Origin of the sequence: Sphingomonas sp. SORGH_AS_0789 (assembly GCF_031453055.1) — a bacterium.
In the GTDB taxonomy this organism is placed as follows: Bacteria; Pseudomonadota; Alphaproteobacteria; order Sphingomonadales; family Sphingomonadaceae; genus Sphingomonas.
Window position 1 is genome coordinate 2,394,791 of sequence record NZ_JAVIYV010000001.1, and the last position, 12,638, is coordinate 2,407,428.

Annotated in this window: 11 protein-coding genes; 2 read left to right on the top strand and 9 right to left on the bottom strand. The window is 69.4% G+C overall.

Annotation, left to right across the window (positions count from 1 at the left end; translation table 11 throughout):
* Window positions 1–4: 4 nt before the first annotated feature.
* From QE360_RS11060 to QE360_RS11095, 8 genes are all read right to left on the bottom strand, one after another.
* On the bottom strand, window positions 5–1,039 hold the full coding sequence (locus QE360_RS11060; protein WP_309701529.1) for a c-type cytochrome: 1,035 nt from the start codon (window positions 1,037–1,039) through the stop codon (window positions 5–7).
* Complete coding sequence (locus QE360_RS11065) at window positions 1,036–1,614, bottom strand: cytochrome c oxidase assembly protein (RefSeq protein ID WP_309701531.1); 579 nt, start codon at window positions 1,612–1,614, stop codon at window positions 1,036–1,038. The genes QE360_RS11060 and QE360_RS11065 overlap by 4 nt, the downstream gene beginning before the upstream one ends.
* Window positions 1,611–1,988 carry a hypothetical protein gene (locus tag QE360_RS11070; RefSeq protein WP_307100101.1) on the bottom strand — a complete coding sequence of 126 codons (378 nt, stop codon included), beginning with the start codon at window positions 1,986–1,988 and terminating at the stop codon, window positions 1,611–1,613. The genes QE360_RS11065 and QE360_RS11070 overlap by 4 nt, the downstream gene beginning before the upstream one ends.
* A complete protein-coding gene (ctaD, locus tag QE360_RS11075) occupies window positions 1,985–4,495 on the bottom strand; it encodes a cytochrome c oxidase subunit I (RefSeq protein WP_309701533.1) in 2,511 nt (836 codons plus the stop codon). Before ctaD ends, QE360_RS11070 begins: the two co-directional genes overlap by 4 nt.
* Window positions 4,492–5,460 carry a cytochrome c oxidase subunit II gene (gene coxB / locus QE360_RS11080; RefSeq protein WP_309701535.1) on the bottom strand — a complete coding sequence of 323 codons (969 nt, stop codon included), beginning with the start codon at window positions 5,458–5,460 and terminating at the stop codon, window positions 4,492–4,494. The genes ctaD and coxB overlap by 4 nt, the downstream gene beginning before the upstream one ends.
* Window positions 5,461–5,512: 52 nt before the next feature.
* Window positions 5,513–6,031, bottom strand: coding sequence for a TspO/MBR family protein (locus QE360_RS11085; RefSeq protein ID WP_309701536.1), 519 nt, complete (start codon window positions 6,029–6,031; stop codon window positions 5,513–5,515).
* 71 nt (window positions 6,032–6,102) lie between these two features.
* Complete coding sequence (locus QE360_RS11090) at window positions 6,103–7,545, bottom strand: PepSY domain-containing protein (protein ID WP_309701538.1); 1,443 nt, start codon at window positions 7,543–7,545, stop codon at window positions 6,103–6,105.
* Window positions 7,546–7,638: 93 nt separating this feature from the next.
* Complete coding sequence (locus tag QE360_RS11095) at window positions 7,639–8,082, bottom strand: hypothetical protein (protein ID WP_309701539.1); 444 nt, start codon at window positions 8,080–8,082, stop codon at window positions 7,639–7,641.
* A gap of 184 nt (window positions 8,083–8,266) precedes the next feature.
* Between QE360_RS11095 and QE360_RS11100 the strand changes: the two genes are divergently transcribed.
* Window positions 8,267–10,834 carry a PAS domain-containing protein gene (locus QE360_RS11100; protein ID WP_309701542.1) on the top strand — a complete coding sequence of 856 codons (2,568 nt, stop codon included), beginning with the start codon at window positions 8,267–8,269 and terminating at the stop codon, window positions 10,832–10,834.
* A 94-nt stretch (window positions 10,835–10,928) separates the two neighbouring features.
* Window positions 10,929–11,624 carry an HAD family hydrolase gene (locus QE360_RS11105; RefSeq protein WP_309701544.1) on the top strand — a complete coding sequence of 232 codons (696 nt, stop codon included), beginning with the start codon at window positions 10,929–10,931 and terminating at the stop codon, window positions 11,622–11,624.
* A 7-nt stretch (window positions 11,625–11,631) separates the two neighbouring features.
* Here the strand turns inward: QE360_RS11105 and QE360_RS11110 are convergent, their stop codons facing one another.
* A complete protein-coding gene (locus QE360_RS11110; protein WP_309701547.1) occupies window positions 11,632–12,567 on the bottom strand; it encodes a cell wall hydrolase in 936 nt (311 codons plus the stop codon).
* Between the last annotated feature and the right edge of the window lie 71 nt (window positions 12,568–12,638).

Consider the following 12,638-nt stretch of genomic DNA (forward strand, 5'->3'; position numbering starts at 1 on the left):
CCCGTCAGCGGGGCTCGCCTTCGCCCGCCAGATAGCCGGCCAGCGGGTCGATCATCTCCTTGGGGATGCGTCGCGCGATAACGGGCATGGTCGCATGACTCTTGCGCGCATCGACGACATTCTTGTCGCCCTGCCAGTGGCGGAGCCGCGCGGCGATATAGCTCGCGCGTTGTCCGGCGATCACCGGATAGGGCTTGCCGGGCGCGTGGCAGCTGGCACAGGCGGGCAATTGCCGCTCGGGCAGGCCCTGCGTCACGATCCGCGCCGCAGCCGCATCGCCGGAAGGACGACCGCCAAGCCCCGGCATGGCGGCGAAACGGCGCGCGGCGGCCTGCATCGCGGCGGGGTCCATCCGCATCGCGACCTGCTGCATCACCGCGCTCGACCGAGTGCCGTTCGCATAGCCCTGAAGCGCGGCGAGGAGATAGGCGGGGTTCTGTCCGCCCAGGATCGGAATGTCGCGGCTCCCGCGCCCGCGACCGTCGGTGCCGTGGCAGCCGGTGCAATTGTCCGGATCGACTGCCAGCGACGCCTCGGCGACCAGCGCGCGATACTGGGCCGGGGTCATGTCGGGCAGGCGGCGGACAAAGGCAACCATCCGCCGCACCTCGTCCGGCCGATCCTGCACCGCCCAGGCGGGCATGCCGGTATATTTGACGCCGTGCTGCAGGATCCAGAAGAGCTGCCTGTCGGTCCATTCGCGGGCATTGACCGCCAGATCGGGGGCGGGCGGGGTGGCCGCCTGCATCACGGGGGCGGGCTTCTGGCCGGGGGCCCCGTGGCAGACCGCGCAGGCATTGGCGAAATGCCCAGCGGCGCTGACCAGCCCGCTGGCGTCGGCGGGGTCCTTGGGCGAGGAGAAGGCCGCATGGGTGCGCACCGAGTTGCGCATCGCCCAGTGCAGGAACCAGTCGGTGATCGCCCAGTGCCCGCTCGACGCGGCCAGGTTCATGACTCCCGACCAGGCAAAGGCCATGCCCAGCGCGAACAGGCCGATCAGCGTCGCGACGACGCGTTTCCAGGTGATGCGGATCGTCATGCGTGCGCCTCCTGCCGGACCTGAAGCAAGCGACCGAGCATCGCGAGACCCCCGCACAGATAGGCGATGCCGCCGACCAGCAGCATGATGACGCCCGCCAGCTGCTGATCCTCCAGCGCGCCCGCGCCGTGATGGCTGTAGAGCGGGCGCGGGGCGAGGCCGATCAGCACGCCGAGCAAGGTCATGTGCATCGAGGTGACGAGCAGCGCGGCCACCCCGCTCGCGCGGTGACGCGGCGCCAGAACGGCGGACCAGAGCCAGAGGCCCGCGATCAGGAAACTCGCCTGCTCGACCGCCAGCCAGACCGGCTGGTGATCCGCCAGCCGCCGGAGTGCAGGCACATGCCAGCCCCAGACCACCACCGCCTCGACCAGCGCGGCGACCATCGGGCTGGCGAGACGCGGCCAGCGCTCGGCGGGGTCGAGCGCATGGCCCTGAAGCCCCAGCGCGACGAGCGGCGCGGCGATCGCCACCGCGATCATGTGCGCGGCCATATGCCCGGTCATGCCCAGCGGGCTGAGCATCCAGCCCAGCGGCAGCAGCGCGAGGCCCGCGATCAGCATGCCGCGCCTCACCGGCAATCCCCCAGCATGAGGACCGGCAACGCGGTGAAGACGACCGCGATGAAGCTCAACCCGGCCAATAGCAGCGTCGAATAGGCCAGGAAGCGCAGCCGGTCGATGTCGGTCCCCTCATTGTGCGGCGGGGGATCGCCCGGTGTGCGCGACTGCTGCCACGCGATCAGCCCCGAGGCGACGATGATCACCAGTGCGACCGCCGTGGCGATGGCGAAGACGGTGGGGAACAGCGCCCATTCGCCGATCTTGGCGCAGGAGACGGCCGCCCAGAGATAGGAGAGCAGGAAATGCACCGCCCAGACGGTTGGCGGCACGATCAGCGTCCATAGCGTGACGCGCAGCCGATGCGCGCGCTTCAGCCAGCGCCTCACAGCCCCGTCTCCGGAAATAGCCCGACCGTCAGATAGGTGACGATCGCGGTCAGCGCGAAGAAATGCGCATAGACGGTGATGTTGCGGATGTCGGCGTCATGGGTGGGCGTCATCCGGCCCGCCAGGCTGCGCGCCAGCGTATAGAGCTGCATGACGACCATGACGGCGGCGTGGACGACGGTCCAGACGACCAGCACCCAGACGATCGCCGGATAGACATTGGCCTCGGGGTCGAGCCCGCTCAGGCTGGCGAGCCCGGCGAACAGGCTGGCCCCCGCCGCGCCCGCGCCGACCAGCAGCATCAGGCGCGCCGCCGCGACGCCGCCCCGCGCATGGACCTCTCGCGCCGCCAGCGTCGCTGCCCAACTGCCCAGCGACAGTCCCAGCGCCAGCATCGGCCCGCCGACCCCCGGCCCATCGAACCCGGCGCCGAAATCGGGGTGGATCGTCCAGTAGAAATAATAGCCGAAAACGAGGCCCGAAAAGGCGGTCGCATCCGCCATCATCGTGATGAACATCGCCCACCATCCCGGCGCGGCGGGCCCCGAGATATAGAGCGGCATGCGCATGCCGTGACCGATCGGCTTTTCGGGCTTTTCGGGAATCTCGGCGGTATCCCACAGCCACCAGACGATCGCCGCCAGCGTCACCACCCCAAACAGCGCGGCGAGCACATACAGGTGATAGGTGGTCAGGATGAACACCGCGCCGAGCGCCACGGCGGTCGCCATCGGCTTGACGCTGGGCGTGCCCAGCCGGATCACCGATACGGGCTTGGCATCGAGGACCGAGGTGATGATCGTCTCGCGGCGGCCTTCCTCGGCATCGGGCAGGAAGAAGCGGCCCTCATCGACCTTGGCGACGAAATCCTTCTGGTCCCAGATCGGATAGCGGCTCTCGATCAGCGGGACCGATCGGATGCCCCAATCCTCGTCATCCGGATGCGCCAGCCATTCCAGCGTGCCCGCATTCCACGGATTGCGCGGTGCCTTGGCGCGGGTCGGCGAAAGAGCCAGGTCAATGACCAGCACGAGAACGCCCGTCGCGAACAGATAGGAGCCCGCCGTCGAGGCGAGGTTGAGCCAGCCGATATTGAGCTCGGCCGGATAGGTGAAGACCCGGCGCGGCATCCCCTCCAGCCCCGACAGGTGCATCGGGAAGAAGGTCAGGTTGACCCCGACGAACATGATCCAGAAGGCGGTGCGCCCCAGCCGGTCGGACAGTTTCTTGCCGGTGATCAGCGGCCAGTAATAATAAAGCCCGCCGAACAGCGGCAGCAGCGTGCCGCCGATCAGCACATAATGCAGGTGCGCGACGACGAAATAGGTGTCATGCGCCTGCCAGTCGAACGGCGCGACTGCGACCATCACCCCGGTCAGCCCGCCGATGACGAAGATGGCAAGGCTGCCGCTCGCATAGAGGAGCGGCGTCGACCATTTGACCTTGCCCGCCCAGAGCGTGGCGATGAAGGCGAAGATCTGCACGCCGGTCGGGATGGCCACCGCCTCGGACGCGGCGGAGAAGAAGGCCAGGCTGATCTTGGGCAGGCCGGTCGCGAACATGTGGTGGACCCACAGGCCGAACGACAGGAAGGCGGTGCCGACCGCCGCCAGCACGATCCATGGATAGCCGAGCAGATGCCGCTGCGCGAAGGTCGGGATCATCATCGCGAACAGCGCGATGGACGGCAGGAAGACGATATAGACTTCCGGATGGCCGAAGATCCAAAACAGATGCTGCCACAGCAGCGGATCGCCCCCGCGCGCGGCGTCGAAGAAGGGCCAGTCGAGCAGCCGCTCCATCTCGAACAACAGGTCGCCCGCGATCAGCGGGGGGAAGGCGAACAGGATCATCACCGCCACGACCAGGATGTACCAAGCGTAAAGCGGCATCAGGTTCAGCCGCATCCCCGGCGGGCGGCATTTCAGCACGCCGACGATCAGTTCGACCGCGGCGGCGACCGACGACACCTCGATGAAGGACAGGCCCAGCATCCAGATGTCCGCGCCCAGCCCCGACAGGTCGGTGCGGGTGGTCAGCGGCGGATACATGAACCAGCCGCCATCGGGCGCGGCGTTGAAGAAGATGGAGCCGGAAACGAAGACGCCGCCGATCAGGAAGCTCCAATAGCCAAAGGCCGACAGGCGCGGAAAGGGCAGGTCGCGCGCGCCGAGCAGCTGGGGCAGCAGGATGATCGACACCGCCTCGAACATCGGCACGGCGAACAGGAACATCATCACCGAGCCGTGCAGCGTGAACAGCTGGTTGAAGGTGTTCGCCGAGACAAGGTCGTTGTCGGGCACCGCCAGCTGGGTGCGCATGATCAGCGCCAGCACCCCGGCGAACAGCATGAAGCCGAACGCGGTCAGCGTGTACCAGACGCCGACCCGGTTGTTGTTGGTGTCGGTCCAGCGCAGGAACAGGCCGCTCGGCGGCTTCCATACCGCGCGAAGCCTCTCCTCCTGCGCGGCGCGGAGGGCGGGATCGTCCTGGGCGTGGAGACTCATTTCAGGCCTTGCAGATAGCGGGTGAGGGCCATGGCCTGATCCTGCGACAGTTGCGGGAAGGACGGCATACGGACGCCCGGCTTGGTCTTTTCGGGGTGGCGGATGAAGCCGGCGACATTGGCGGGGGTCATCGGCAGGATGCCCGCCGCCAGCGTCCGGCGCGATCCGAAATGGGTGAGGTCGGGGCCGATCCGCGTCCGCGCGGTCACGCCCGCGATCGTGTGACAGCCGCCACAGCCATTGGCGGCGAACAGCCGCGCACCCTCGCCATCGCTTGCCACCGCCGGGCGGCGCTGCCCGGCCAGCCAGGCGTCGAACGCGGCGGGGGGCATGGCGATGACGTCGAACGCCATCAGCGCATGGGACAGGCCGCAGAATTCGGCGCACTGCCCGCGATAGCGCCCCGGCTTGTCCGCGCGGACGACCAGCGTGTTGGTGCGGCCGGGGATCATGTCCATCTTGCCCGCCAGCCCCGGAATCCAGAAGCTATGCACCACATCGCCCGCGCCCAGGCGGAAGGCGACGGTGCGGCCGGTGGGAATGCGGATCTCGTTGGCGCTCTCGACCGGGGTCCCGGCGGCGGGGCGATAGGTGACGCGCCACCAGAATTGCTCGCCATCGACCGCGATCTGCAGGTCGGCGGGCGCGACCGGGCGCGGCCGCATATAGGGAAGCGAATAGGCGAGTAGCCCCAGCAGGACGATCGTCGGGATGATCCCGCCCAGCCACAGCACGATCCGCATCCCGCCCCGATGGCTGATCGCCCCCTCGGGCGCGCGGACGGCATGGCGCATCAACAGCGCGACCGCCGCCGCGATCACCACCGCGCCGACCAGCATGATGATGAAAAGATGGCGAATATCGACCGCATCCGCGCCGAACGGGGCCAGGGTCGACTGATGCGCGTTGCACCCGGCCAGCAGGCTGGCCGCCGCAATCGTTCCGATGATGCTAGTCCCCCGCATCCCGCCCGAACGCTTCGGTCGCGAAACGGTTCATGCGATCTTCATCTAAGCGTCATTTTTCCGGCGCGTTGCGACGCGCGACCTCGCTCGCCAGCACGGTGGCGAAGCCCAGCCAGGCGGCCAGCGGCAGCACGCTGGCGGCGGCTGGGCGGTCGATCTTCCACGCGGTGGCGGCCAGCGTGGCGGTGCCCAGGGTCATCGCCCCTGCCGCGACCGCGCTGGGACCGGGGCGGCGGGCCCGGAAGAACAGCTCGGTCCAGCCGCCGATCATCGCGCTGTTGCCCAGCCACAGCGCCACCGCCGCATTGCGACGTGGCGAGGCGGGCGCGCGCAGCAGGCGATAGCCGCCCACGCCCGCCAGCGTCTCCAGCACCGGCCAGACCGCGCCGAACAGCTTGTCGGGCGGGGTGAAGCCGGGCTTGTCGAGCCGGGCATACCAGCGGCGGATGCCTGGATGCGACCGGTCGGGGGCGTTGCGCCGCCCGACCAGCGCGCTCAGCCCCAGCACGGCGGCGGCCGCGCCGCCCGCGATCAGCGGCGACAATCCGGTGGAGCGGGTGGCGTTCATCATCGTCTCTCCGAAACTCATGCGATCGGAGCGACAACGAGCAGGCGCCCCCGCCGTTCAGCGGACCCGCGAATTTACGCCCGCGCCATTCCCCGCCGCATCGCCACCGCGATGCGGTCCAGCAATGCGACGACCAGCAACGACAGGCCGAACAGCGGCAGGACGACGCCCGCGACGACCAAAGCGACGACCAGCCCGCGAACCCGCGCCCCCGACAGTCGCGGCGGCGCGCCCAGCCGTCCCGCCGGACGCCGCTTCCACCACATCGCGACCCCGCTGATCGTCAACCCCCAGATGGCGAGGCATGGGATCAGCATGAGTAACTGGTTCGCCAGCCCGAAATACTGGCCCATGTGCAACTGCACCCCGGACTCCACCGCACGGCCGACAATGCCATATTGGGCATAGCGGACCTCCGGCCCGATCGGGCGGAACGTGTATCGGTCGACGTATAGCGTCTTCTGCCCCTCCGGCCGGCCGGGATAGGTGAAGACGGTATAGACGCCGCGCGGCCCCTTGGGCAGGAACAGGCGATAGCTGCCCGACCAGCCATGCGCCGCCAGGATCGCCGTCACCTGGTCGGTCCCCCGGATCACCGCCGGATCGCGCGTCGTGCCGGGGGTGGCGGGGCTGTGATCGGCATGGTCGCCCGACATGGCGGCCATGCCCGACTGCGGCATCGGGGCATCCTCCAGGGTCCAGGGTGCCTCGCCCAGCGCCGCCTTCATCGGGATGCTCCGGGGGATGTTGTACTGGCGGAAGGAGGGCGGATAGCCGATCCCCGCCGCCGCGCTGACCCGGTGGAGCAGCGGGCCGCTGATCCCCGCCCAGGGCAGGCCGGTGACGATCAGGAAGCCGATCAGCGCCACGCTCCACAGGCCCAGGGGCGCATGGAGCTCGCGCCAGAAACGCCGTCCGCGCCCCGACAGGCGCGGATAGAGCGTGCCCGCCGCGCGCCAGCCCCCGCGCGGCCACCACAGGATCATTCCCGTCACCAGCAGGACCAGCGCCCAGCTGACCGCCAGCTCGACCAGCCGCTCGCCCGCCACGCCCATCAGCATCGACCGGTGCATGGCGTCGGCCCAGCCGACCAGGGTGCGGTCATAGACCACGCTGCCCAGCACGCGCCCGGTGCCGGGATCGACCGCGACGCGCAGTGGCTCGCCATGGTCGGGCGTCACGAACACGACCGCGGCGCGATCGGCGGTGTCGGGCATGTCGACCCGCGAGGCGGAGCCGGGATGCGCCGCCAGCGCCGCCGCGATCATCCGCGACATCGGGACGTCGCCGCGATGCGGCGCGACGAACCGCAGCCCGGGGTAGAGCGCGTCGTTCAACGCACCGTTGAACAGATAGATGGCGCCCGTCGCGCTGAGCATCAGCAGGACGGGCGCGACCAGCAATCCCGCCCAGAAATGCCATCGCCAGATGGTGCGGTGAAAGGCGGCGTGCGACGCGGGGTGGGCGGAGGGGGCGCCGGACGGGAACCGGTCCGGCTGCGGGGACGATATCAGCATGAAGGCGCTTTCGACCGGCCCGTATCGGCATGACCGATAACGGGACGAGGATCGGAAAGGGGCATCGCGCGTGCGACACCCGACGAAACGCGGTCAGCTTTGTGCGGGGGGTCCCCGAAGCGGCGGGCGGAGATGGAGCGGCGCGGCCGGGCGCGATATGGCTGGCGCGAACAGCCCCGTCGCCATGACGAAGGCGATGGACGCGGCCAGCAGGACCGGATCGACCGCCGCCAGCCCGGCCGTGGACAGTCCCGAAAAGGCGCAGGGCAGGTCGGCCCCATGCTCGCGCCCGTGATGGTCGTGCGAACCATGGGCGGGGGCGGTCGCGGCGGACAGGCCGTGGCCGTGGCCATGCGTCATCGGCGGGGCGGCCTGGGCGGGCGGAGCGGCGCTGCCCGAACACAGGGTGATCGCCATATGGCCCCCGACATCGCCGATCATATAGCCGGTCGGCACGATCAGCCTGAGCAGCAACGCCGCCGCGCACAGCAGCACGGCCCCATGGCGTTGCGCGAGCAGGCTTCGGATCGCCGTCACCCCACCGGCCTAACCGCCCCGGTCCGGCCTGTCACCCGGACAGATCGACTTTGACGCGCGACCGGGGCCCCTGACGACGGGTCATGGGGAAAAGGCTAACGATTTCTGAAGACTGTTGCTTCTATACCGTATTATGGCACCCGGCGACGCATCGTTAGACAATGGCATGATGGCGCAATCATCTTTGGAATTCCTACGCGGCCTGTCGGGCCAGGTGGTGGAGGAGATCACCGCCTTCCACTGGGGCGCGACGTCGCTCGGCGCGCCGGACACATGGCCGGTCGCGCTGCGATGCCAGCTGGCGACGATGCTCGCCTGTCCGGTGCCGATGTATCTGGTCTGGGGGCCGGACCTGATCTCCTTCTACAACGACGCCTATCGTCCGATCCTGGGCTATCGCGCGGCGACGGCGATGGGCATGCCGTTCCGCATCCTGTGGGGCAGCATCTGGGACGACATCTCGCCGCTGGTCGACAAGGCGCTGTCGGGCGGGGTCGCGCAGGTCACCGACATGCGGCTCGACCTGGCGCGCGAGGGGCGGCCCGAGGAAAGCTACTGGACCTTTTCCTATTCGCCGGTCTTCGACGATGACGGCGGGATTGCGGGCATGGTCTGCGTTACGGGCGAGACGACTGCGCGGGTGCTGGCCGAACGGCGGCAGCGCGAGGCGGACGAGCGGCTGGACCTGGCGCTGAGTTCGGGCGCGCATGTCGGCCTGTGGGACTGGGACGTGTGCAACGACTCGGTCCGCTCCGATGCGCGCTTCGCGGCGATGTACGGGGTCGATCCGGCGGCGGCCGAGCGGGGCATGCCGATCGCCGAGTTCTTCCAGGGCATCCACCCCGACGATCGGGAGCGCGTCCAGGCCGAGGTCGGCGCCGCGATGGCGGAAACCGGCATCGGACGGGAGGGGCGCTTCGTCTCCGAATATCGGCTAGTCGAGGCCGATGGCACGGTCCATTGGGTGTCGGCGCAAGGCCGCTGCATTCCCGACGCGACGGGGCGCTGCGTCCGCTTTCCGGGGGTCAGCTTCGACATCACCCAGCGGATCCGCGTCGAGCACCAGCTGCGCGAGAGCGAGGCCCGCGCCCGACAGAATGCCGAGCGGGTGCAGCTGGCGCTGGAGGCCGGGGCGATCATCGGCACCTGGTTCTGGGACCTGCCGACCGACCGTTTCACCGTGGACGAGCCGTTCGCGCGCACCTTCGGGCTGGACCCCGCGCTTGGCCATGACGGGCTGAGCCTGGCGCAGGTGGTGGAGACGGTCCACCCGGACGACCGCGCGGGGCTGGCCGAGGCGATCGACGAGGCGATCGCGCGGGGCGGCGCCTATGCGCATCAATATCGCGTGCGGCGGCGCGACGGCCATTATCACTGGCTGGAGGCGAATGGGCGGGTCGATCATGCGCCCGACGGCACGCCGCTGCACTTCCCCGGCGTGCTGATCGATGTCGGCAGTCGCCGGGCGCTGGAGGCGGAACGCGACTGCGCGATCGCCGAACTGCGCGCGCTGACCGACCAGCTCGAACAGCGCGTGGCCGACCGCACCGCCGAGCTGATGCGCGCCGAGGAGGCGCTGCGCCAGTCGCAGAAGATGGAGGCGGTGGGACAGCTGACCGGCGGGCTGGCGCATGATTTCAACAATCTGCTCGCCGGTATCTCGGGCTCGCTCGAACTGATGGCGTTGCGGCTGTCGCAGGGGCGCATCGCCGATGTCGACCGTTACATGGACGCGGCGCAGGGTGCGGCGCGACGGGCGGCGGCGCTGACCCACCGGCTGCTCGCCTTTTCGCGGCGCCAGACGCTCGCCCCGCGCGCGACCGATATCGCCGCGCTGGTCGGCGGCATGACCGACCTGATCCAGCGCACGGTCGGCCCGGCCATCACGCTGGAGACGCGCGGCGCGGACGATCTGTGGACCGTGCTGGTCGATGCGCCGCAGCTCGAAAATGCGCTGCTGAACCTATGTATCAACGCGCGTGACGCCATGCCCGAGGGCGGGCGGATCACGATCGAGATGGTCAACCGGCACCTCGCCGATGACAATGCACGCTTTGGCGATATACCCGAGGGCGACTATCTGGTGCTGTGCGTCACCGATACCGGGACCGGCATGACCCCCGACGTCATCGAAAAGGCGTTCGACCCCTTCTTCACCACCAAGCCGCTGGGGCAGGGGACCGGTCTGGGGCTGAGCATGATCTATGGTTTCGCCCAACAGTCGGGCGGCCAGGTCCGCATCCAGTCGACGCCGGGCGAGGGGACGACCGTCCACCTCTATCTGCCGCGCCATGACGGGCTGGTCGAGACGGAGCAGTCCGGCCCCGCCGCCGCGCGCGAAAGCGCAAGCGGCGCGGGCGAGACGGTGCTGATCGTCGACGACGAGGCGACCGTGCGGCTGATGATCGCCGATGTGCTGCGCGACATGGGCTATCGGGTGATCGAGGCGGGCGACAGCGCCGCCGGGCTCGCCCTGCTGCGCTCGGATCGGCGGATCGACTTGCTCGTCACCGATGTCGGGCTGCCTGGCGGCATGAACGGGCGTCAGATGGCCGAGGCGGGACGGGAACTCCGCCGCGATCTGAATATCATGTTCATCACCGGCTATGCGGAGAGCGCGGTGCTGAACAGCGGGCACCTGGCGCCGGGGATGCAACTGCTCACCAAGCCCTTCACGGTGGATGCGCTGGTCACGGGCATCCAGGCGGCGATGGGCGCGGGCGCGCGACGATACGATCCCCACGCGTCGTGATCCGCCGCGACGGCACCCGGTCGTGCCCCCGACCGGGCTTGCGCATCATCCCCGAAATCGTGATGGAAAGCGGCGCGTAACGGGAGATATGGGCATGGCGATCGAACTCATCTGCCTGGATGCGGACGACACGCTCTGGCACAATATGCGGCATTTCGCCGAGACCGAGGAGGCGCTGGTCGGCCTGCTTGCCCCCTTTGCCGAGGCGCGGGTGGCGCGCGCGACGCTGGAGGCGTGCGAGGGGCGCAATCTGCGGCTCTATGGCTATGGCGCGAAGGGCTTCACCCTGTCGATGATCGAGACGGCGGTGGAGCTGGCCGGGCCGACCCTGCCGACCGAGCTGGTCGCACGGCTGCTGGAGGCGGGGCGGCGGTTGCTCGCGCATCCGGTCGAACTGCTCGACGGCATCGCCGAGACGATGGCGGCGCTGGCCGAGCGGGGGCGGCTGGTGCTGGTGACCAAGGGCGACCTGCTGCATCAGGAAGCCAAGCTGGCGGCCTCCGGGCTGGGGGCGCATTTTGCCGATGTCGCGATCGTCAGCGACAAGACGCCCGACACCTTCGCGCGCATCTTCGATCGCCACGGCGTCGCTCCGGAGGCGGCAGTGATGGCGGGGGATTCGATGCGCTCGGACATCCTGCCCGCGCTGAAGGCCGGGGCCTGGGCGGCCTATATCCCCCAGCCGCTGGCCTGGAGCCATGAAGCGGGGGAGGTGCCGCAGGATCATCCGCGCTTCCGGCAACTCGACCGGCTGGGCGACCTGCCCCGCTGGATCGATACGATCAGCTGAAAGAACTTCAGCCCGGATCGCTTTCCTCGCCGACAATGGCCCCTTGCGAAACATCGGGGCCGTCATGCGCGAAGCCGTTGCGATGGATGCGGACCCCGGCGGTCGTCACCGGCACCTTGAGCGCGGGCGCCATCTCGGGGCCATCATCGGCGACGAGGCGCGAGGGATCGCCCCGGTGGATGGTCACGCCGTTGACCGCCTCGGGCGCGACGGCGGCGATGCTGTCGGCCATGGCCGGGGCGGCGGCGCGGACCGGGATGGCGGGCTCGACCCCGGCATAGCCCTGTCGGAAGGACAGGTCGCGTTCCAGCGCGCCGCGCCAGCGATAGAAGATATGGCTGCCCACCTCGCCGATCCGGTTCAGGCTGGAGGCCCACCAGGGCAGGACGTAATTGGCGTGGTAGAAGGTCGCCGCGCCGACCGGCGCATAGACGAGCCCCGCCAGTGCACCCTGCGCCACCGCCGCCGCGCGGGCCCAGGCGTTGGGGTCGCGCGGCTGGTTCATCGATCCGTCGCAGGTGAAGCTGAACTGGCACCCGGTCGAGCGATCCGAACCCTGATAGACGACGCCGCAAATGCTCTTGGGAAAGGCGCGGTCGCGCACGCGGTTCAGCACCACCTGTGCCACCGCGCGCTGGCCGTCGACCGGCTCGGAGCGCGCCTCATAATAGATGGCGGCGGTCAGGCATTCGGCGGCACGCGCCGCGTCTCGCGCGGTGCGGGCGATGCCGTTGAAGGCGGGAGCGGCGGCCATCTCGATCGGCGTGCCCGGCGCCAGCGTCTCGGGCAGGTCGATCTCGGGCACGTCGAGCGCGAGCTGGCGCAGCAGCGTCCGCGTGGTCGGCGGCGGCACGTCCAGCGTCAGATGCGGACGGGCCCGGCGCACCGGCGTGCACGAGGTGGCGATCGCCAATGTCGCGATCAACATCAGCCAGCGCCGCATGACATCCGCTTTCCAACCCGCCCGTTCATGGACGCCGCTCTAGGCGGACAGGGTTAGAAAGCGGTTAAGTC